The sequence below is a fragment of the Burkholderia sp. BCC1998 genome (genome assembly GCF_905339875.1).
GTDB lineage: Bacteria > Pseudomonadota > Gammaproteobacteria > Burkholderiales > Burkholderiaceae > Burkholderia.
Genome location: NZ_CAJPHE010000005.1, coordinates 118102 through 139057, shown reverse-complemented (window position 1 = coordinate 139057; position 20956 = coordinate 118102). Strand labels below are relative to the sequence as shown.

The window sequence follows — 20956 nt, the reverse complement described above, 5'->3', positions numbered from 1 at the left end:
ATATTCATTTTCCGGCGGCCCGCTGGCAGGTCATTCGGATATGCGGGAGATTACCAATCCGATAAATAACCGGCAACTCCCGAATACGAAAAAAACAGCGACCGGAAAATCGCAACAATATGCGGCACCGGTTCGCGTGGCGGGCGGCTGACGCCAGAACCGGCGCGGCTTGCGTGCCGGTTCCGGTCGCACCGCCGGAATACGGAGAATAATCGATGGTTTTCGCGCCGTCATCGAACTTCAAATCGGCAGCAGTTTCGATTGATTACCGTCAATCAGCTTTCGGTTGGAAACGTTCCCACGTTTCACCGGCCCTTATTGTTCGAACTGAACGGGCGAATTGTCCGGCGCCGAAAACCAGCGATTGAGGTCGCGGCCCGGCACCGCCGCCTGCGTGAACGTGAACGTGCCGTCGCGCGCCATTTCCGTTGCGGCGCGCAGGAACGCACCGAATGCGGCCCGCGCCAGCGCGCCGCCGACGCTGACGCGCTTCACGCCGAGCGCCGCGAGCGCCTCGAGGCTCAGCAACCCGCCCTGCAGCCCCATCACGACGTTGACCGGCGCGCCGACCGCGCGCGTAAGCGCCGCGATCTCGTCGGGATCGGTCACGCCCGGTGCGTACAGCACGTCAGCGCCCGCGTCACGGTACGCGACCAGCCGCGCGATCGTGTCGGCCAGGTCGTGGCGGCCGTGCAGGTAGTTTTCGCAACGCGCGGTCAGCGTGAACGGAAACGGCAGCGCGCGCGCCGCGTCGACCGCCGCCGCGATGCGCTCGACCGCCGCGTCGTACGGATAGATCGGTGCATCGGCGCTGCCGGTCGCATCCTCGATCGAGCCGCCCACCGCGCCGGCGCCGGCCGCCAGGCGGATCGTCTCGGCGACCGTGTCGGGCGCGTCGCCGAAGCCGTTCTCGAGATCGGCGCTGACCGGCAGGCCGCCCGCCGCGACGATCTCCGCGATGTGGGCGAGCATTTCGTCACGGCCGATCGCGTTGTCGGGCCGCCCTCTCGAAAACGCGAAACCGGCGCTCGTGGTGGCGAGCGATTCGAAGCCGGCCATCGCGAGCAGCCGGGCGGACCCGGCATCCCACGGGTTCGGGATGATGAAGGCGCCGGGGCGCGCGTGCAGCGCGCGGAAGGTTTCGGCCTGGCGGAACTGCACGTTGGAATCGGACATTGACGTCTCCTCGGAATGGAGACGCCAGCATACGCGCGCGCGGTACGAGACGGTTCAGGTCGCGATGAAATATCGATGCGGATGTCAGGGCCGCGCGCGCGGCGCGGTGTGCGGCCGGAAGTCGGCCGGGCCGGCCTGGCTTTCGTTGAACCGGACGAGCGGCGCCGCGATCTGCTTGCGGACGTCCGCATCGCCGGCGTCGGTCACGTCGTAGGTGAACGTCATCGGTTACGTCGGATCAAGGAGAAAAACGGGAGCGGAAAACAGTGGAAGCCGCGCGTGCGGCTACACGACATACGCGCCCTTCGCATGCAGTTCCGCTTCCGTGCGCTCGAGCGCCGTGATCGCATCGCTGCCTTCGAGCGCCAGCAACTGCGCGACCAGCGCCTCGGCCATCGCATGCGCGGCGACCAGCGACGGAAAGAACGACGGGCTGTCGTGCGTGAAGATCAGCTGCGCGTCCGCATGCAGCGCGATCGGCGACACCGCGCTGTCGGTGATCGCGACGATCCTGCTGCCCTGCGCTTTCGCCGCCTGCGCGACGCGCGTCGCTTCCGCCGAATACGGCGCGAAACTGATGATCACGGTCACGCTCTGCTTCGCGATCGTGCGCAATTCCATCTCGAGCGAGCCGGCGACACCGTTGAGCAACGACACGGTCGGCCGGAACAGCCGGTAGCCGTACACGAAACCGAACGCAACCGGATAGCACGACCGGAACCCCGCGACATGCACGTGCGACGCCTTGCGGATCAGCTTCGCGGCGTCCGCGAGCGCGTGCCCGTTTTGTGCGGCGGTGGCGGCAAGATTGTGCTGCTGCGCGGCGAGCAGGTCGTGCGCGAGCGACGCCTTCGCGTCGGGCCGCACGAGCGAACGCGCCCGCTGCGTGAGCGGCTCGGGACGCGTGCGCACGCGCGCGACGCACAGGTCGCGCAGCTCGTTCCAGCCGGGGAAACCGAATTGCTGCGCGAGCCGCACGAGCGATGCGGGTTGAACCTGCGCGCGCTGCGCGACCTTGCGCATCGACGAGGTGGCGACCTCGTCGGGATGATCGAGCAGAAATGCAGCGCCCGCCTGGAATTGCGGGCTCAGTTCGGAAAATTGCGCCCGGATCCGGGACGCGAGTTCATCGAAATTGGCAGCCATCTTGGTGAGAACGGGAACCGGTCGTCCATGGTATCACCGGCCCCGTATGCACCGGTGCACCGGTCAGCGCAGCACTTCGACGTGATCGGCGTCGACCTTCACCTTGCCCGACCACTTGCGCTCGAACTCGCCGGTCAGCTTCACCTCGTTCTTGTCGCTGACGGGCTGGCCGGCCGCCCACAGCTTGTGGTCGATCTCGACGCGGATCGTGCCCGTCGCATCGGCGAACTCGTAGTCCTCGCCGCCGGCATGCTTGACGATGCGCCCCTGCAACTGCACGTGCTGGTCGTCCTTGCCGTTCGCGAGCAGTTCCTTCACGGTCGTCGTGGTCAGCGCGGACGGCCCCGTGTATTGCGCGTAGACGGCGGCGGGCAGCACGGCAAGCGCGACCGCCAGGATTCTCGTCAGGTGTTTCATGATCTCGTTCCTCCATTTTTTCGAGTGCGCCGCGCTCCGTTGAACGCGACGGCCTCAGATTACGGACCGTAAGATTAAGCAAAGCTGAAGACCGTGCGCCGCGGCATGCCGTCGCAACGTTCCAGTGCGCGAACGCACGCAGGCGCCCGTGTTTAAGCTCCGCCTAAGACACCTGCGCTTATCATGGGAACCCCGGGGCGCCCGCGCCCGCCAACAGACACGAATCCATGCGCGTACTGCTCGTCGAGGACGATCCGCTGATCGGCAGCGGGCTCGAACAGGGCCTCAAACAGGAAGGCTTCGCGGTCGACTGGGTCAAGGACGGCGACGCCGCGACGCTCGCGCTGCGCTCGACCGGCTACGGCCTGCTGCTGCTCGACCTCGGGCTGCCGAACCGCGACGGCCTGTCGGTGCTCGCGTCGCTGCGCCGCCGCGACGAAACCCTGCCCGCGATCATCATCACCGCGCGCGACGGCGTGCCGGACCGCATCGCCGGCCTCGACAGCGGTGCCGACGACTACCTCGTCAAGCCGTTCGTGCTCGAGGAACTGCTCGCCCGCATTCGCGCGGTCAATCGCCGCCATGCGGGGCGCGCGCAGACGACGCTCGCGATCGGCCCGCTGCGGCTCGATCCGGTCAAGCACCTGGTCTGGCTCAACGACGAAGAAGTCACGCTGTCGCCGAAGGAGTTCGTGCTGCTGCACGAACTGATGCGCGACCCCGGCGCCGTGATCTCGCGCGAACAGTTCGAGGAACGGCTGTACAGCTGGGGCGAGGAAATCGAGAGCAACGCGGTGCAGGTACACATCCACAACCTGCGCAAAAAACTCGGCCACGACATGATCCGCACGGTGCGCGGCGTCGGCTACCGGATCGGTGACGCCGCATGATGCGTCTGCAACACGCGATCGCGCGCTGGCGCAGCGCATCGCTGCGGCGGCGCCTGTTGACGTGGCTGCTGCCGGCCGCGTGCGTGATCGGGCTGGTCGCAAGCGCGGGCACCTACTGGGGCGCACTGCGCGAGCTCGACGATCTCCTCGACGACCAGATGCGCAGCATGTCGAAGCAGATCGTCGTCGGCCCGAACGGCGAACTGTCGTTCAGCAACCATCGCGACGGCAAGCACGAATTCGAGGCCGGTGACCCCGACGCCGTGCTGCTGCAGGTCTGGCGCAACGGCACGCTGGTGTATTCGACCGATCGCAAGTCCGCGCTGCCGCCGCCCGCGCAGACGGGCATCGGCAGCGTCGACGTCGGCGGCCAGCCGTGGCGCACCTACGTGACCGAACGCGGCGGCACGACGATCCGGCTCGCGCAGGCGCGCCACGCGCGCTGGGAAGCGATCGCTGGCATCGCGGTGCACCTGCTGTGGCCGGTGTTCTCGATGCTGCCGGTGCTCGCGATCGGGCTGTGGTTCGGCATCGGCGCGGGGCTGCGGCCGCTGCGCACGATCGCGGCCGGCCTGAAGCGCAGGAATGCGAACAATCTCGAGCCGGTCGACGTCGCGTCGATGCCGAACGAAGTCCGCCCGCTCGCCGAAGCGATCAACGACCTGCTCGCGCGGCTCGACCGTTCGTTCACGCTGCAGCGGCACTTCATCGCCGATGCCGCGCACGAATTGCGCACGCCGATCATGGGGCTGTCGATCCAGTCGCAATTGCTGCGGCGCGCGTCGACGGCCGACGAACGCGAGCAGATCCTCGCGCAGATCCATGCGGGCACGACACGCCTCGGCCACCTCGCCGAACAATTGCTGACGCTCGCGCGCCTCGAACCCGACGCGCAGGCGTCCGCCACGGCCTCCGCGCCCGTCGATCTCGCCGCGCTGTGCCGCTCGGTGGTCGCCGAGCGCACGCGCGTCGCGGATGCGCACCGCATCGACCTCGGCGCGATCGTGTCGTCGCCGGTGATGGCCGCCGGCAACATCGACACGTTGCGCGTGCTGCTGAACAACCTCGTCGACAACGCGATCCGCTACGCGGGCGTCGGCGCGCGCGTCGACGTGTCCGCGCGTCTCGACGGCGCGACGCCCGTGCTCGAAGTCGCCGACGACGGCCCCGGCATTCCGGAAGCCGAGCGCACGGACGTGTGGGAGCGCTTCTATCGCGGCGAAGGCGCGCAGGCGGTCACGTCGTCGGGCAGCGGGCTCGGGCTGTCGATCGTCAAGCGGATCGCCGAACAGCATCGCGCAACCGTCGCGCTCGGCACGACGCAAGGCGGGCGCGGGCTGACCGTGACGGTGCGCTTTCCGGCGCCGGCCTGACACACGCCCGACGGGCCGCTTTTCCACAGATTGTGTTGGCAAGCTTGTGGACAACCGGCCGCTAACGGCAGCAAGCCATTGATCCGAAAGGGTTTGGCGGCCGTGCGCAGCGAATGCGCCAACCCGCGCCGAGCAGGCGCTCGCCTCGACGCGACATCGCGTACCGATCCCTTCCCTCCGAGTCGTCGCCGCACTACTTGCAGGGGCGCCCAATGCCACATTTCAAATCGATGGACCCGAACTTCCCGATCCGGCAACAGCTCGGCGTCGACGCGCAACCCGTCGTGCTCCTCAACATCTTCACGGTGGATCCGGCAGACGAGGCGGTTTGCACGATGTGCCGCGCCGCGCGATCGCCACGCGGACTTCTCCACAGAAAATGTTGGCAAGCTTGTGGATATCCTGCGCACCGCAACGCTAAGCCGTTGATCCGACGGACTTTGGCACGCGTGATGCAGACGCGGCGCGCGCCGGGCCGTCACACGCGCCGGTTCGCCGCACTTCGCATCACGATGCCACGTCGATGCCCCAATGATGTGCGATGCGATCGTCGCAGCACTTACCCACAGATTTTGTTGGCAAGCTTGTGGATATCCTGCGCACGCATCGGCTAACCCGTTGATCGGCCAATGATTCATGCGCCGCGTCACCGTTGCGGCAGCACGCGGTTCGCCCGCGCGCGCAGACGGACGATCCGGCGCAACAGCGGCACCTGCCCGCCGCTTGACGCCCGCACCTGCCACGCGTCACGATCACACGAGCCGCACGCGCCACGCATCGCGAGACTTCACGCAGCGGCACCACGGTGCCGGCCGTTGCGCCCGCATCGGACAACGACACATCATTCCGAGGAAGACCATGGAACACTTCACCGCAGGGCAGTTGATCGTCTCGCTCGTGCTCGTCGCGATCGTCGTCTATCCGTATGTCCGCATCGTTCGGCGTACCGGGCATTCAGGCTGGTGGATCCTGACGATGTTCGTCCCGGTCCTGAACTTCATCATGTTGTGGGTGTTCGCGTTCGCGCGCTGGCCCTCGGTCGACGATCGGCATGGCTGAACATCGGGCGGGCTTGTCCACAGATTGTGTTGGCAAGCATGTGGATAGCCTGCGCATACCGCGATCAAGCGCTTGATCCGTAAGACTTTGTCCGCGCCGCTTCGAATCGGGCACGCGGCCACACGATGTGCCGTTCACGCATCGTCGCGCGACGCGACGGACCGCATGTCGCGCGCGCCACGCCGCTTGTCCACAGATTGTGTTGGCAAGCGTGTGGATAGCCTGCGCATACCACGCACAAGCGCTTGATCCGAAAGGTTTTGTCCGTGCCGCTTCGAACCGGGCAGGCAAGCCTCACGCACGCCGGCGCCGCGCCCGCTGCGCGAGGAACGCGGCCGCGCGCGGGCTTGTCCACAATTTTTGTTGGCAAGGATGTGGATATCCTGAGCATGCGTGACCTAAGTCGTTGATCGCACAACGTTTCGACATGCCGGTCACGACTGCGGCACCGCGTGCATTCATCGACACATCGCTTCGTCGTTCCGTGCATTCATCGATGAACGCGCGCCGCGCCGCCCGCTCACGCGAACGTCGCGACCGCGATGCGCGCGGCGGCCGCGATCACGTCGTCCTTCGCCTTCGCATCGGCACGCGTCTGCGTGTAATACACGGCGAGCACGATCGGTGCGCGCGACGGCGGCCAGATCACGCCCGCGTCGTTCGTCGTCCCGTAGTCGCCGGTGCCGGTCTTGTCGGCCACCTGCCAGCCGGCCGGCACGCCCGCGCGAATCCGCTTGTCGCCGACCTTGTTGCCGCGCAGCCAGGCGACGAGCTGCGCACGCTGCGCGGGCGGCAGCGCATCGCCGAGCGTGAGCAGGCGCAGGCTCGCGGCCATCGCGGCCGGCGTCGTGGTGTCGCGCGGGTCGCCCGGCAACGCGGTGTTCAGTTCGGTCTCCCAGCGATCGAGCCGGAACATGTCGTCGCCGATCGAACGTGCAAACGCGGTCACCGCCGACGGCCCGCCGATCAGCTTCATCGCCAGGTTCGCGGCCGAGTTGTCGCTGTACTGGATCGCCGCCTCGCACAACTCGGCGACGGTCATCCCGGTGCCGACATGCTTGCCCGACACCGGCGAGTAGTTCACGAGATCGGACTGCGCAACGGCCACGCGCTGCTGCAGCAGCCCCGGGCGCTCGACGCTCTGCGCGAGCACCGCCGCACTCAGCATTGCCTTGAACGTGCTGCAGAACGGGAAGCGCTCGTCCGCGCGATGCTGCACGCGCCGGCCGCCCGCGGTGTCGATCGCGCACACGCCGAGACGGCCGCCCGCCGCGCGCTCGAGCGCGGCAAACGACGTCGCGGACGAAACGTCCTGCGCGGCAGCCGGCGGCGACGCGCACGCGCTGACGGTCAGGACGAGCGGCGCCGTCGCGGCGGCCAGCAGCAGGGTTCGACGTTGCGATGAGTAGGTCATGGAGTGTCTCTCGTGGTGGAGTGGAGGCAGAATGGCCGGCCGGCGAGACAGCACTATCGTGACTTTACGGTTGCCTGACAAGCAACGATAATTGAGCGCTGACAAAAGAAATTCTTATGACGAAGCTCCGCCCTCATCTTCCGCTCAATGCGTTGCGCGCGTTCGAATCGTCGGCGCGCCACCTGAACTTCACGCGCGCCGGCCTCGAGCTGAGCGTGACCCAGGCGGCCGTGAGCCAGCAGGTGCGCTCGCTCGAGGAGCGGCTCGGCTGTGCGCTGTTCACCCGCTTGCCGCGCGGTCTCGGACTCACCGACGAAGGGCGCGCGCTGTTGCCGGTGCTCAGCGACGCATTCAGCCGGATCGAAACCGTGCTCAAGCAGTTCGACGGCGGGCGCTTCCACGAAGTGCTGACGCTCGGCGCGGTCGGCACCTTTGCCATAGGCTGGCTAATGCCACGGCTGAAGCGCTTCGGCGACACGCACCCGTTCGTCGAGCTGCGGCTGCGGACCCACAACAACGTCGTCGACCTCGCGGCCGAGGGTCTCGATTTCGCGATCCGCTTCGGGGAAGGCAACTGGCCGGCGACGCGCAACGAGCGGCTGCTCGACGCCCCGCTCACCGCGCTGTGCGCGCCGGAGATCGCGCGGCGCCTCGCGCGGCCGGCCGATCTCGCGAACGAAACGCTGCTGCGCTCGTACCGCACCGACGAATGGCTCGGCTGGTTCGATGCCGCGCCGCTCGAACCGTGGGCGGTGAACGGGCCCGTGTTCGATTCGTCACGGCTGATGGTCGAGGCCGCGATGCAGGGCGCCGGCATCGCGCTCGCGCCAGCCTGCATGTTCGCGCGCGAACTGCAGCTCGGCCTGCTCGCGCGGCCGTTCGACATCGACGTGCGCGCGGGCGGCTACTGGCTCACGTCGCTGAAGTCGAAGCCGCTCTCGCCGGCGATGACGCTGTTTCGCGACTGGATCGTCGCGGAGGCGGCCGACACCGCGCCGGTCGAATGATGCGGCCCGGCTTGTCCACAGATTGTGTTGGCAAGGATGTGGATATCCTGGGTACCCGAGGCCTAACCCGTTGATCGCGCACGAATTATCGCGCCGACGCACACAGCGGGCAGCCCGTGCGCAAAGGCTTCGACGCCGCGGCCGCCGCGCGCCGGATCGTCAACCATCAGGAAGCAATCACGTCAGACTTATCCACAGATTTTGTTGGCAAGCCTGTGGATATTCCACCAATGTGACGCGTAACATCCTGATACAAAAGGGGATTCAGTAGATCGGGCCAGACAGGTCAATGACGCGTCATCGTGTGCGGGCTCGCGGCGCCGCTTGCGCGGCCGGTCGGGGGCCGGCCGGTTCTCCACAGATTGTGTTGGCAAGCTTGTGGATATCCTGCGCACCGGCCGGCTAACTCATTGAGCGCACGGGGTTTTGTGCGCGCCGTGCAGGATTGGGCAGCACCGGCGCGGGCCAGGCGGCCGACGCCGGCTGCCGCTTCGTCAATGCCGGTCGAGCCCGCGGCGCAATTCGCTCGCCTTGTCGCGCAGCGCCTCGTACCCGGAGCGCGCATGTTCGGGCAGGTCAGGATCGCCGATCAGCGCGCCGAGCGTTTCGATCAGGCTGAACAGGATGCCCTTCGCCGCGCCAGCCGCGATGCTCTGCGACTCGATCGACTTGTGCAGGTGGTCGACCGCCGCTTCCAGGTTCTCGAGCTTCTTCTGCTCGCCGTCGTCGGGCCGGTTGTCGGTCGTCATCGTAGGTGCCTCCGCCATCGTTCAAGGGTCATGTCACGATTCTATGCCGCTGCGCGCGGACGTGGCACGACATCGCGCAACGTCCGTGCAGCCGCATGCGCTACAGCACCGCGACCACCTTCACCCGCCCCGGCTGCTCCGCCGACGCGATCACCTGGCCGTCGACGCGCCGGAACGTCAGCGATACCGTTTCGTCGCCGACGCGCAGTTCGTCGATGCGCAGCCAGTCGACACCTTCGGGCAGCGCCGGGCGCTCGACCCGCACCTCGTGGCGCGCCGCGTCGACGCTCACGCCGAGACACGCCTGCAGCATCATGAACGGCGCACCGGCCGCCCACGCCTGCGGCAGGCACGCGACCGGATAGGCGGTCGGCGGCTCGCCGCGCCGGCGCGGGAACCCGCAGAACAGCTCCGGCAGCCGCATCTCGAAGCTGACTGCGGCTTCGAACAGCGCGCGCAGCAGGTTCACCGCGGCCGTCTTGTCGCCGTAGCGCGCGAGCCCGCGCGCGATCAGCGCATTGTCGTGCGGCCACACCGAGCCGTTGTGATAGGCCATCGGGTTGAAGCGCGGCTGGCCCGCCGCGAGCGTGCGCACGCCCCAGCCCGTCTGGAACAGCGTCGAGCCGAGCACGCCGGCGACCGCCGCGCCGCGCCCGGCGTCGGGCAGGCCGAACGCGAGCAGATGGCCCGCGTTCGACGCCAGCACGCGGCACAGGTCGCCGTGACCGTCGAGCGCGATCCCGTAGAACTGGCCTTCCGGCATCCAGAACAGCGTCTCGACCTGGTCGCGCAGCGCCTTCGCGCGCAGCGCATAGCGTGTCGCGTCGGCCGCGTGGCCGCGCCGGTGCGAGCACATCGACATCGCATCAAGCGCCGCGCACGCATACGCCTGCACTTCGACGAGCGCGATCGGGCCGTCGGGAAAACGGCCGTCCGCGTGGAACACCGAATCGTGGCTGTCCTTCCAGCCCTGGTTCGCGAGACCGCGCTCCGACGTGCGCTGGTAATCGAGCAGCCCGTACGGATTGCGGTCGCACTTGTCGATCACCCACTGCGCGGCGCGCTCGAGCGCGGGCCACAGCTCGTCGATCAGCGCATCGTCGCCGGTGTGTTCGACGTACGCGCCCGCGAGCACGATGAACAGCGGGGTCGTGTCGACGCCGCCGTAATAGAGCGCGAACGGCACCTCCCCCGTCGCGGCCATTTCGCTGCGGCGGAATTCGTGCATGATCTTGCCGGGCTCCGCATCGCGAAACGCGGACGTCTCGCGCGCCTGGTGCTCCGCGAGAAAGCGCAGCACGCCGCGCGCGAGCGACGGCTGCAGCCACAGCATCTGCAGCGACGTGATCACCGCGTCGCGGCCGAACGGCGTCGAGAACCACGGAATGCCCGCATACGGATACGGCCCGGTATCGAGCTGCGTCGTGAGCAGCCCGAGATCCGCGAGCGAGCGGTCGAGCCACGCATCGAACAGCGGATTGCCGGTGTGCACGCGCGCCATCGACTCGCGGCGCGAGCGCATCTCGCGATGCACGCCGACGAGCGCGGTGCGCAGCGCGACGCGCCCGCATCCCGGGCCTTCACCGTCGTGCGCGCGGCCGAGCGTCGCGTCGACGGTCAGGTAGATCGACACGCACGCCTGCGCGGCGATCGTCAGCGTGTAATCGGCACGATCGACCGACAACGCGTCGGGCGCCGGCGCGAAATGCACGGTCACGTTGCGTTCGACCTTGTCGAGGCCGTCGTAGCGAAGCCGCACCGCACCGCCGTCGACGCGCGGCGCAACCACCGTGCCGCGCTTCGGGCGCGGCGTGCCGCGCACTTCGAACATGTCCTTGAAATCCGCCGCGAACGACAGCGACAGCGGCACCTCGGCCTCGCTCGCGCCGTAGTTGGTCAGCGTCAGCGCTTCGTACAGCACGTCGCCCGCGAGCACGCGCATCCGTTCGATGTGGATCACGCCCTCGGGCGTCTCGCGACCGCCGAGCGGCGGCAGCGGGCGGTTCGTCAGGTGCGCGGTGAACGACGCGTTGTCCGCGCTCGTCGCGCCCGACAGCAGCGACGGCGCGCGGCCGCCGAACGTCAGGCGCCAGGTCGACAGCACGCGCATGTCGTCGACGAACAGGCCGTCGTCGTGGCCGCCGACGTCGCCGAGCGCGTCGCTGACGACGAACGCGTCGCCGGATTTCAGCACGTACTGGTTGTTGCGTGCGAGCGCCTGCGGATCGGCTTCGGGCGCGATGAATGCGGGGCCTGTCGCCTGGGTCGGGGGGACGGGCGCGACTTGCGGCGCCTGCGTCGTGGTGGCTTCGGCGTGATTCGGCATCGATGCTCCTGTGTCGAGGCGCAACGCGCGGCGCGCGTCGCGTGTTTCGCACAGGATAGGCCAGAACGGGGGACGCGCGCAGCGCCGAAAAAGACGCGACCCCGATGCGGGCATCGCCGTCGCATCGGGATCGCGCCCAGGCACCTCAGGCGCCGGTCAGAACTTCCACAGGATGTTGCCGAGCACCGCGTTGTCGCGCACGCCGCTGCCGTACTGGCCGCTGAACGTGAGACCGAGCGTCAGGCGCTTCGTGATGGTCGCGTCGATGCCCGCTTCGAGCACCGCGCTGTCGCGCGCGATCGGCACGCCCGACACCTGGAACGACGTGCCGCCGTTCGCGAACGTGAACGCCGACGACGGCCGCACGTTGCCGAACGCATGCCGCCAGCCGACCGTCCCGCGCGCGGTGAACGTGCCGCTCGCGAGCGTGCCGAGCTGCGAGGCCGCGCGCACGCCGAGCGTCGAGAAACCGACGTGGGTCGTCTGGCCGCCGGCCTGCAGCGCGGCCGCGCCGCCGGTTTCCGTATAGCCGTCGGTATGCAGGTTCACGTAGGCAAGACCCGCGAACGGTTCGAGCGCGACCGGCCCGACCGGCAGCGCATAGCCGACTTCGCCGAACACCTGCTCGGAATGCGCGTTGTAGCCGGCCGAATCGTGATCGGAGAAGCCCGCGAAGCCCGGATTGCGGTCGCTGTTGATGCGGTACCACGTGTACGACGCGCCGCCGCGCACGCCGAGCGCACCGTACTGCGCGCCGCCGTACAGCGACAGGTAGTAGCTGTTGACCGACGCCGACGCGCTCTGGTCGTTGTCGAGCGAGCTGTGCGTGACGCCCGCGGCGAGACCGGCACGCCACTGGTCGTTGAGCGCCATGTCGGCACCGGCGATGAAGCCCGTCATGCTGCGGTTGATGGTCGACGCGTTGCCGTCGCCCGCGAGCCGGCTGCGGCCGCCGAACGCCTGCCCCCAGACCACCGGCTGATACGGCGTGCCGCCGTAGCAACCTGCGCGCGAACCGATCCGGCGTTCCGGCGGCAGCGTCGGATCGGTCGCGCCGGCTGTGTTGTCGCCGCACAGCGCGGCACCGCCCGACGACAGCGCGGCGAGCGGCCCCGCTCCGGGCGCGAGGCCCTGGCGCACGCGATCGGTCACGGCTTCGCGCACGTAGCGGCTGTCGAGCAGCAGCATGCTCTTCAGGCTCGCCTGCAGTTCCCCGTCGAGCATCCCGTAGGCGCGCCGCGCGGTGGCCGCATCGGTCGTCAGCACCGTGTCGTACAGCGGGTTGCCCGCGCCGAGCCCACCGATCGCGGTCGCGACCGCGCGCTGGTTCGGCGTCGCCGCGACATCGGGCAGCGCCGTGCCGTTCGCGACGAGCTGCAGGTACACGTGGTCCGGATCGTAGCTGAGCGTCGGCATCAGGAACGCGTAGTTCGAATTCACCTGGCTGAACGTGCCCTGCACGCCCGCCGATGCGCTGAGGATCGTGTACTTCGTGGTCGGCTGGTAGCTGGCCTGGTTCGCGAGCACCTGCACGGTGCCGCCGTTCAGCGTGGCCGTGCCGCCCGCCGCGATGCTGCCGGCCTGCTGCGGCGTCACCGCGACCTGCAGCGTCGAGCCCGGCTGGAACGTGACGTTGCCGGCCACGTTCAGCGCCGCGCCCGGCTGCGACGCGGCCGCAAACGCGCCGCCCTGCACGACGAAGCCGCCAACCGTGCCGGTGCCCGTCAGCGTCGCGCCGTTCTGCACGGTCACGGTCGACTGGCCGAGCGAACCGTCGACCGCGAGCGTACCCGCCGCGACGGTGGTCGGGCCGCTCAGCGTACTGGTACCGGTCAGCGTCAGTTGCCCGCTGCCGGCCTGGGTCAGCGAACCGGTGCCGGACAGCACGCTCGCGAGCGTCACGTTCGCGGACTGATTGAAGATCAGCGCGCCGTTGTCGACGACATTGCCGACCACGCTGCCCGACGTGCCGCCGTTGCCGAGCTGCAGCGTGCCGCCCGATGCGATCGTCGTGCCGCCGGTATAGGTGTTGCTGCCGGTCAGCGTCTGAATGCCGGTGCCCGCGACCGTCAGGCCGCCGGTGCCGCCGATCGTCCCGCCGAACGTGCTGGCGCCGCTGCCGCTCAGCGCCAGCGCATTCGCGCCGAGGTTCACGGTGCTGCCCGCCGCGCCCGACAGCGCGCCGATCGTCTGCGCACCCGCTGCGCCGCTCACGTCGAACGTCGCACCCGCGCCGGCGAGGTTCACCGCGCCCGTCGACGCGAGGCTGCCGCCCGCGCCGAGCGCGAGCGTGCTGCCGCCGTTGATCGTCGTGCCGCCGGTATAGGTGTTCGCGCCCGTCAGCGTCTGCGTGCCGCTGCCCGCGAGCGTCACGCCGCCGCTGCCGCCGATCGTCCCGCCGAACGTGCTGGCGCCGCTACCGCTCAGCGCCAGCGCATTCGCGCCGAGGTTTACGGTGCTGCCCGCCGCGCCCGACAGCGCGCCGATCGTCTGCGCGCCCGTTGCGCCGCTGAGATCGAACGTCGCGCCCGCGCCGGCCAGATTCACCGCGCCGCTCGCCGCGAGGCTGCCGCCCGAACCGAGCGCGAGCGTGCTGCCGCCGTTGATCGTCGTGCCGCCGGTATACGTATTCGCGCCCGTCAGTGTCTGCGTGCCGGTGCCCGCGAGCGTCACGCCGCCGCTGCCGCCGATCGCGCCGCCGAACGTGCCGTTGCCGCTGCCGTTCAGCGTCAGCACATTCGCGCCGAGGTTCACGTTCGTGCCGGCCGCGCCGGTCAGCGTGCCGAGCGTCTGCGCGCCTGCGGCGCCGCTCAGGTCGAACGTCGCGCCCGTGCCGGCCAGGTTCACCGTGCTGCCCGCGGCGAGGCTGCCGCCCGCGCCGAGCGCGAGCGTGCTGCCGCCGTTGATCGTCGTGCCGCCGGTGTACGTGTTCGCGCCCGTCAGCGTCTGCGTGCCGGCGCCCGCGACCGTCACGCCGCCGCTGCCGCCGATCGTCCCGCCGAATGTACCGGCGGTGCTGCCGTTCAGCGTCAGCGCGTTGCCGCCGAGGTTCACGCTCGTACCCGCCGCGCCGGTCAGCGTGCCGATCGTCTGCGCGCCCGTTGCGCCGCTCAGGTCGAACGTCGCGCCCGTGCCGGCCAGGTTCACCGCGCCGCTCGACGCAAGGCTGCCGCCCGCGCCCAGCGCCAGCGTGCCGGCGTTGATCGTCGTGCCGCCGGTGTACGTGTTCGCGCCCGTCAGTGTCTGCGTACCGGTGCCGGCCAGCGTCAGGCTGCCGGTGCCGCCGATCGCACCGCCGAAGGTATTGCTGCCGTTGCCGCTCAGCGTCAGCGCAGTCGCGCCGAGATTCACGTTCGTGCCGGCCGCGCCGGTCAGCGCGCCGAGCGTCTGCGCACCGGACGCGCCGCCCAGGTCGAATGTCGCGCCCGCGCCGGCGAGATTCACCGTGCCGCTCGCCGCGAGGCTGCCGCCCGCGCCCAGCGCCAGCGTGCTGCCGCCGTTGATCGTCGTGCCGCCCGTATACGTGTTCGCGCCGGACAGCGTCTGCGTGCCGGTACCCGCGAGCGTCAGCCCGCCGGTGCCGCCGATCACGCCGCTGAACGTGCCGCTGGCGGTTCCGCCCAGCGTCAGCGCGTTGCCGCCGAGGCTCACGTTCGTGCCGGCCACGCCCGACAGCGCACCGAGCGTCTGCGCACCCGACGCGCCGCTCAGGTCGAGCGCCGCGCCCGCGTTCGCGAGGTTCATCGTGCCGGTCGATGCCAGGCTGCCGCCTGCGCCGATCGCGAGCGTGCCCGCGTTGATCGTCGTGCCGCCCGTGTAGGTGTTCGCGCCCGTCAGCGTGGTCGTCGCCGCGCCGTTCTTCACGAGCGCGCCCGTACCGGTAATCGCGCCGCCCAATCCGAGCGCGTTGCTGCCGCCGAGCGTGAGCGTCGAGCCCGCGCCGAGACCGATTGCATTCGCCACTGTCAGGTTCGTGTTCGTATCGAGTGTCGCCGAACCGCCGACATTCAGCGCGCCGGTGCCGAGTGCCGCGGCGTTGCCGAGCACCAGTCCGCCACTGTTGAGGTTCGTGCCGCCCGAATAGGTGCTCGCGCCGTTCAGCGTCTGCGTGCCGGTGCCGGCCAGCGTCAGGCTGCCGGTGCCGCCGATCGCGCCGCTGTACGTGCCGCTCGCGGTTCCGCCCAGCGTCAGCGCGTTCGCGCCGAGATTCACGTTCGTGCCGGCCACGCCCGACAGCGCGCCGAGCGCTTGCGCACCCGACGCATTGCTCAGGTCGAGCGTCGCGCCCGCGTTCGCGAGATTCATCGCGCCGGTCGCCGCCAGGCTGCCGCCCGCGCCGATCGCCAGCGTGCCGGCATTGATCGTCGTGCCGCCGGTGTAGGTGTTCGTGCCCGTCAGCGTCACGGTCGCCGCGCCGTTCTTCACGAGCGCGCCCGTACCGGTAATCGCACCGCCCAATCCAAGCGCGTTGCTGCCGCCGAGCGTGAGCGTCGAGCCCGCGCCGAGACCGACTGCATTCGCCACTGTCAGGTTCGTATTCGTATCGAGCGTCGCCGCACCGCCGACGGTCAGCGTGCCGGTGCCCAGCGCCGCGGCGTTGCCGAGCACCAGTCCGCCACTATTGAGGTTCGTGCCGCCCGAATAAGTGCTCGCGCCGTTCAGCGTCTGCGTGCCGGTGCCATCCAGCGTCAGGCTGCCGGTGCCGCCGATTACGCCGCTGAACGTGCCGCTGGCCGTTCCGCCCAGCGTCAGCGCGTTCGCGCCGAGATTCACGTTCGTGCCCGCGACGCCCGACAGCGCGCCGAGCGTTTGCGCACCCGACGCATTGCTCAGGTCGAGCGCCGCGCCCGCGTTCGCGAGATTCATCGTGCCGGTCGCCGCCAGGCTGCCGCCCGCGCCGATCGCCAGCGTGCCGGCATTGATCGTCGTGCCGCCCGTGTAGGTGTTCGCGCCCGTCAGTGTCACCGTCGCCGCGCCGTTCTTCACGAGCGCGCCGGCGCCGGAAATCACGCCGCCCAGCGCGAGCGCGTTGCTGCCGCCGAGCGTGAGTGCCGTGGCCGTGCCGAGATCGATCGCGTTGGCGACCGACAGGCTCGTATTCGCATCGAGCGTCGCGGCACCGCCGACGGTCAGCGTGCCGGTGCCCAGCGCCGCGGCGTTGCCGAGCACGAGGGTGCCGGCGTTCAGCGTCGTGCCGCCCGTGTAATTGTTCGCGCCGCTCAGCGTCAGCGCCGCCGCGCCGTTCTTCACGAGCCCGCCGCCGCCGGAGATCGTGCCGCCGAGCCCGAGATCGGTGCTGCCGCCCAGCGTCAGCGTCGTGCCGGTGGCGACGTTGATGCCGTTCGCGAGCGATACGTTGGTGGTCGCATCGAGCGTCGACGAGCCGTTGACGTTCACCGCGCCGGAGCCCAGCGCCGTGTTGCTGCCGACGACGAGGTTGCCGCCGTTCAGGTTCGTGCCGCCGGAGTAGACGTTCGTGCCGGTCAGCGATTGCGTCCCGGGGCCGGACAGCGTCACGCTGCCCGAGCCGCCGATCGTGCCCGCGTAGGTCGCGTTGATGGTGCCGTTGAGCGTCAGCGAATTGCCGCCGAGGTCCACGTTCGTGCCGGCCGCTCCCGCCAGCGCTCCGATCGTCCGCGCGCCCGACGCGCCGCTCAGGTCGAACGTCGCGCCCGCGCCGGTCAGGTTCACCGTGCCGGTCGCCGCGAGGCTGCCGGCGCCGCTCAGTGCGAGCGTGCCGCTGTTGATCGTCGTGTCGCCCGCGTAGGTGTTCACGCCGCTCAGCGTGGCCGTCGCGGCGCCGTTCTTCACGAGGCCGCCGTTTCCGCTGATCGTGCCGGACAGCCCGAGGCTGTTGCTGCCACCGAGCGTCAGCGTCGCGCTGTTGTTGAGATTGATCGCATTGTCGAGCGTGACGTTCGTGCTCGTGTCGAGCAACGCCGACGCATTGACGTTCACCGCGCCGGTGCCGAGCGCCCCGTTGTTGCCGACCACGAGGTTGCCGCCGTTCAGGTTCGTGCCGCCCGTATAGGTATTGGCACCCGACAGCGCCAGCGTGCCGCCGTCGTTCTTCGTCAGCGCGCCGCTGCCCGACACCGTGCCCGACAGCGTGAGCCCGGTCGCGCCCTGCACCGTCAGGCCGGTGCCGAGCGTCACGTTGTTCGACACGTTGAGCCCGGCCGTGCCCGCCTGCAGCGCGCCGCCGTTGGCCGTGATCGTGCCGGTGCCGAGCGACGCGTTGTCGTTGATGATCGCGACGCCGCCGCTCGACAGCGTCGCGTCCTGCACGGTCGACGCGCCGTTGATCGTCCAGTTGCCGCTCGCGACGTCGAGGTGATTGAAGTTGACGAAGTTGTTGATCGCGATCGTGCCGTTCGCGGAGGTGCCCTGCTGGAGGTTCAGCGTGTTGTTGCCGCCCGCGCCGCCGTCGACGATCCCCGTCGCCGCCACGTTGAGCGTGTTCGGGCCGACCGTGATGTTGAACGCGCCGCCGGTGCCGCCCGCCGCGTTGACCGACGAGCCCGTCACCGCGTTGAACGTGTTGGTGCTGTTCGCGCCCATCGACACGCTGCCGTTGATCGTGCCCGAGTTGGTGAACGTGTTGCCGCCCCCGGGCGTGCCGTTCGTGGCGAGCGACACGCGGCCGTTGATCGTGCCGCTGTTCGTCATGTTGACCGTGCCGCCGCCGTATGCGGCGACCACCGGCGCATCCGCGCCGGACAGCGTCGCGCCGACCAGCGGGTTCGAACCGATCGTGCCGGTGTTGTTGATGGTCGACGTGCCGCCGGTGCCGTTCTGGACCGACAGCGCCATGCCGGTCACGCCGCTGATCGCGACCCCGGTCGAGCCGAGCATCGTGCCGTTGTTGGTGACGGTGGTATTGCTCGCCGACGCATTGCCGAGCACCGCGCCGCTCGAGAGCACGCCGAGCCCCGAGCCGAGCGCGGACGGGTCGATCGTGCCGTTGTTGGTCAGCGTGTTGTTGTTGCCGGTCAGCGACATCGCGGTGCCGCCGACGCCCAGCAGCACGCCGACGCTCGCGCCAGGATTGACGGTGACGTTCAGGTTGTTGGCGCTGTTTGCATAGCTCGGCGCCAGCGGATTCGCGACGCCCGAGCAGGTGACGGTGGTGCCTGCCGTGCTGCAGGTCGCGTACGCGGGAACGATGCCCGCGCCGGACAAGGCCAGGAAGACGCCCGTCGGCAACAGGAATTTCGGAAACGGCTCTCCGCTCTTCTTCGAATGCGCAATGTTCATGCTTCCCCTCGTGCTCGGCATGGCCGGTGAATCGATCCGGCGGCGGCGGAAAATCCGGGACGCAAGCGTGCCCTCCGGCGGTCGCGGAACGACGTCGGTCTATTCGTGGATGAACTGCGGGTTAATCGATTCTCGTTTGCGAGTGCAAACTCAACCGGACGACATGATCGTGGCCCCTTGTTCTTATGCAGCGACTTTCTGGTTGATTTGATTACCGCCCTGCTTTTTGTCAGACAAGGCTATATCAAATAAACAGGGTTTTCCAGTCGATGTTTGGTTATCGGAGCGAGGTCGATGGAATACGTATTTTTTACTCGTGATATCGCGTGAAACGACTGTATTAAAAGGATATTTCGGTCATTCCGTCATACCAGGCAAAGTTACCTGCACCACGAGATCAGTGAAAACACCGATAATTCATACTAATCGCCGACCGGATTTTCGCGACTCAATTTAAATGATGACGGCGGCAGTCGGTGCAAATAATCCGAACCCATTTTATTTAAAGAATTGAAAGCATGGATTCTCAACACACTTGCAGAGTGCCTTCGCATTCGGCGCACATGATTCCGCCGCCTTGAAATGAAAAATGAAAGCCGCAAGGTCAATCGCCCCCCGGCCACGCGGCCCCGCTTGAAACGCAGGTTCAAAGGTGTCGGACTTCAGGAGAAGCGTGCCGCCGGCTTGCACGGCACGCGGCCCGGCATGCTGCCACGGCCGGCTCGCGCATGGCCAGGCACTGCGGTCGACACGGCGTGTCGAGCGTGTCCGGAGCAGCCGGACGATGTTCGGCATGCCGGAGCTTCGGGGTTCGAAGGATGTTCAACGAACGTCGACGGGCTTGCCCGGCCGGCGTCAATCCACCGGACACATCGCGAGCCGCCCCATCGCCTCCCCGGCGCCGCGCACCGCGCAGGTGGCCGGCTCGTCGGCGATCCGCGCGCTCAGTCCGGTCTCGTCGCGCAGCAGGCGTTCGAGATCCGCGAGCAGCGCGCCGCCGCCCGTCAGCACCACGCCGCGATGCGCGATGTCGGTCACGAGTTCGGCCGGCGCGTTTTCCAGCACCGACTTCACCGCGCCGATCACCTGCTTGAGCGGCGCGGCCAGCGCGTCCGCCACATCGTGGTTGGACAGCTCGATCGAACGCGGCAGGCCGTCCTTGACGCTGCGCCCGATCGCGCGCGTCGACGCGCGTGGCACGGCGCTGGTGGCCGAGCCGATCGTCTCCTTCACGCGCTCGGCAGTCTGCTCGCCGAGCAGCACGCCGTACAGGTTGCGCACGTGATTGACGATCGCCGCGTCGAACTGGTTGCCGCCGACCCGGATCGCCTCGCGATAGACGACGCCGCCGAGCGCGATCACCGCGACTTCGGTCGTCCCGGCGCCGATGTCGACGACCATCGAGCCGACCGGCTCGGTCACCGGCAGGCCCGCGCCGAGCGCGGCGGCGAGCGCTTCCTCGATCAGTTCGACGTCCGATACACCGGCCGCGAACGCCGCCTCGCGCATCGCGCGGCGCTCGACCGCCGTCGCATCCGACGGCACGCACAGCGTGACCTCGACGCGGCGGCTGAAGCGCGAGCGCGTGCGCGACATGTCGATGAAGCGCCGAAACATCTGCTCGGCGGCGTGCGCATCGGCGATCACGCCGTGCCGCATGGGCCGCACGGCCTCGAGATGCCCCGGCTCGCGGCCGAGCAGCGCCTTCGCGAGTTCGCCGACCGCCTCGAGCGTCGGTCGCGCATCGGACGCGCCGCCCTTGCGAAAGCAGACGACCGACGGCTGGTCCAGCACCACGCCGCGCTCGTGCGTATAAATCCGCGTACTCGCCGTTCCAGGGTCGATCGCAACGGGTTGCGCAAACAACTTTCCGAACAGCGGTGTCGACATGGTTACCCTTTTCTTGAACAAACGGCCGAAGCGGCCAGGCCGCATCCCCGCGGCGCGCCTTCGCCGCCCCATTGAAGTCTTAGCGGCAAATCGTGCCGATACTTTAAGCAATTCCAATGATTATTTCGCGACGAAATTGCCGAAACCGCGTTTCGGCAGGCCCGCGGCTACGCATCGGCCGCTCGCGTTGCGCTTGTAAAACACGGTAATCTCTCGGTCTTGCCTGCTCCCGGCAGGCGCCCGACGCCCGAT

The 20956-nt window shown here is 68.8% G+C and carries 13 protein-coding genes and 1 pseudogene; 5 read left to right on the top strand and 9 right to left on the bottom strand.

What is annotated here, in order from left to right; all coding sequences use genetic code 11:
• Positions 1 to 315: 315 nt before the first annotated feature.
• The 4 genes and pseudogenes from U5A56_RS11340 to U5A56_RS11325 all read right to left on the bottom strand — a co-directional run bounded on the left by U5A56_RS11340 (position 316) and on the right by U5A56_RS11325 (position 2739).
• Complete coding sequence (locus U5A56_RS11340; protein WP_321922344.1) at positions 316 to 1176, bottom strand: isocitrate lyase/phosphoenolpyruvate mutase family protein; 861 nt, start codon at positions 1174 to 1176, stop codon at positions 316 to 318.
• A gap of 111 nt (positions 1177 to 1287) precedes the next feature.
• Positions 1288 to 1401: pseudogene (locus U5A56_RS11335) on the bottom strand (GNAT family N-acetyltransferase); the annotation flags it as partial.
• A 60-nt stretch (positions 1402 to 1461) separates the two neighbouring features.
• On the bottom strand, positions 1462 to 2322 hold the full coding sequence (locus tag U5A56_RS11330; RefSeq protein ID WP_044847909.1) for a MurR/RpiR family transcriptional regulator: 861 nt from the start codon (positions 2320 to 2322) through the stop codon (positions 1462 to 1464).
• Positions 2323 to 2385: 63 nt separating this feature from the next.
• Positions 2386 to 2739: a YgiW/YdeI family stress tolerance OB fold protein gene (locus tag U5A56_RS11325; RefSeq protein WP_044847908.1), complete on the bottom strand. Its 354-nt coding sequence runs from the start codon at positions 2737 to 2739 to the stop codon at positions 2386 to 2388.
• A 227-nt stretch (positions 2740 to 2966) separates the two neighbouring features.
• Between U5A56_RS11325 and U5A56_RS11320 the strand changes: the two genes are divergently transcribed.
• The 3 genes from U5A56_RS11320 (at position 2967) to U5A56_RS11305 (ending at position 6061) form a co-directional block, all read left to right on the top strand.
• Positions 2967 to 3629: a response regulator gene (locus U5A56_RS11320; protein ID WP_044847907.1), complete on the top strand. Its 663-nt coding sequence runs from the start codon at positions 2967 to 2969 to the stop codon at positions 3627 to 3629.
• Complete coding sequence (locus U5A56_RS11315; protein ID WP_321922341.1) at positions 3626 to 5002, top strand: ATP-binding protein; 1377 nt, start codon at positions 3626 to 3628, stop codon at positions 5000 to 5002. The genes U5A56_RS11320 and U5A56_RS11315 overlap by 4 nt, the downstream gene beginning before the upstream one ends.
• An 858-nt stretch (positions 5003 to 5860) precedes the next feature.
• Entirely contained in the window at positions 5861 to 6061 is a 201-nt protein-coding gene (locus tag U5A56_RS11305; RefSeq protein WP_044847905.1) for a membrane protein, read from the top strand.
• Between the two features lie 520 nt (positions 6062 to 6581).
• Here the strand turns inward: U5A56_RS11305 and blaPEN-bcc are convergent.
• Complete coding sequence (gene blaPEN-bcc / locus U5A56_RS11300; RefSeq protein ID WP_321922339.1) at positions 6582 to 7475, bottom strand: PEN family class A beta-lactamase, Bcc-type; 894 nt, start codon at positions 7473 to 7475, stop codon at positions 6582 to 6584.
• 116 nt (positions 7476 to 7591) lie between these two features.
• Between blaPEN-bcc and penR the strand changes: the two genes are divergently transcribed.
• Positions 7592 to 8482 (top strand): beta-lactamase transcriptional regulator PenR, encoded by an 891-nt coding sequence (gene penR / locus U5A56_RS11295; protein ID WP_044847903.1) that lies wholly within the window; start codon positions 7592 to 7594, stop codon positions 8480 to 8482.
• Between the two features lie 494 nt (positions 8483 to 8976).
• Here the strand turns inward: penR and U5A56_RS11290 are convergent, their stop codons facing one another.
• The 3 genes from U5A56_RS11290 to U5A56_RS11280 all read right to left on the bottom strand — a co-directional run bounded on the left by U5A56_RS11290 (position 8977) and on the right by U5A56_RS11280 (position 18814).
• Positions 8977 to 9231, bottom strand: a complete 255-nt coding sequence (locus U5A56_RS11290) for a hypothetical protein (protein ID WP_044847902.1) — start codon at positions 9229 to 9231, stop codon at positions 8977 to 8979.
• Positions 9232 to 9331: 100 nt separating this feature from the next.
• The gene (locus U5A56_RS11285) at positions 9332 to 11557 is read right to left on the bottom strand and encodes an amylo-alpha-1,6-glucosidase (RefSeq protein WP_321922336.1); all 2226 of its coding nucleotides are present in this window, start codon (positions 11555 to 11557) and stop codon (positions 9332 to 9334) included.
• A 156-nt stretch (positions 11558 to 11713) separates the two neighbouring features.
• Positions 11714 to 18814: an autotransporter-associated beta strand repeat-containing protein gene (locus U5A56_RS11280; protein WP_321922334.1), complete on the bottom strand. Its 7101-nt coding sequence runs from the start codon at positions 18812 to 18814 to the stop codon at positions 11714 to 11716.
• Between U5A56_RS11280 and U5A56_RS11275 the strand changes: the two genes are divergently transcribed.
• On the top strand, positions 18807 to 19025 hold the full coding sequence (locus U5A56_RS11275; RefSeq protein ID WP_135801009.1) for a hypothetical protein: 219 nt from the start codon (positions 18807 to 18809) through the stop codon (positions 19023 to 19025). The genes U5A56_RS11280 and U5A56_RS11275 overlap by 8 nt on opposite strands.
• 644 nt (positions 19026 to 19669) lie before the next feature.
• Here U5A56_RS11275 and U5A56_RS11270 read toward each other — a convergent pair.
• Positions 19670 to 20704: a rod shape-determining protein gene (locus tag U5A56_RS11270; protein ID WP_044847899.1), complete on the bottom strand. Its 1035-nt coding sequence runs from the start codon at positions 20702 to 20704 to the stop codon at positions 19670 to 19672.
• Positions 20705 to 20956: the final 252 nt, after the last annotated feature.

What these genes read in the sequence shown, in the direction of transcription:
- U5A56_RS11340 (WP_321922344.1), bottom strand. Translation starts at nt 1,176, where the DNA reads ATGTCCGATTCCAACGTGCAGTTCCGCCAGGCCGAAACCTTCCGCGCG.
- U5A56_RS11330 (WP_044847909.1), bottom strand. Translation starts at nt 2,322, where the DNA reads ATGGCTGCCAATTTCGATGAACTCGCGTCCCGGATCCGGGCGCAATTT.
- U5A56_RS11325 (WP_044847908.1), bottom strand. Translation starts at nt 2,739, where the DNA reads ATGAAACACCTGACGAGAATCCTGGCGGTCGCGCTTGCCGTGCTGCCC.
- U5A56_RS11320 (WP_044847907.1), top strand. Translation starts at nt 2,967, where the DNA reads ATGCGCGTACTGCTCGTCGAGGACGATCCGCTGATCGGCAGCGGGCTC.
- U5A56_RS11315 (WP_321922341.1), top strand. Translation starts at nt 3,626, where the DNA reads ATGATGCGTCTGCAACACGCGATCGCGCGCTGGCGCAGCGCATCGCTG.
- U5A56_RS11305 (WP_044847905.1), top strand. Translation starts at nt 5,861, where the DNA reads ATGGAACACTTCACCGCAGGGCAGTTGATCGTCTCGCTCGTGCTCGTC.
- blaPEN-bcc (WP_321922339.1), bottom strand. Translation starts at nt 7,475, where the DNA reads ATGACCTACTCATCGCAACGTCGAACCCTGCTGCTGGCCGCCGCGACG.
- penR (WP_044847903.1), top strand. Translation starts at nt 7,592, where the DNA reads ATGACGAAGCTCCGCCCTCATCTTCCGCTCAATGCGTTGCGCGCGTTC.
- U5A56_RS11290 (WP_044847902.1), bottom strand. Translation starts at nt 9,231, where the DNA reads ATGACGACCGACAACCGGCCCGACGACGGCGAGCAGAAGAAGCTCGAG.
- U5A56_RS11285 (WP_321922336.1), bottom strand. Translation starts at nt 11,557, where the DNA reads ATGCCGAATCACGCCGAAGCCACCACGACGCAGGCGCCGCAAGTCGCG.
- U5A56_RS11275 (WP_135801009.1), top strand. Translation starts at nt 18,807, where the DNA reads ATGTTCATGCTTCCCCTCGTGCTCGGCATGGCCGGTGAATCGATCCGG.
- U5A56_RS11280 (WP_321922334.1), bottom strand. Translation starts at nt 18,814, where the DNA reads ATGAACATTGCGCATTCGAAGAAGAGCGGAGAGCCGTTTCCGAAATTC.
- U5A56_RS11270 (WP_044847899.1), bottom strand. Translation starts at nt 20,704, where the DNA reads ATGTCGACACCGCTGTTCGGAAAGTTGTTTGCGCAACCCGTTGCGATC.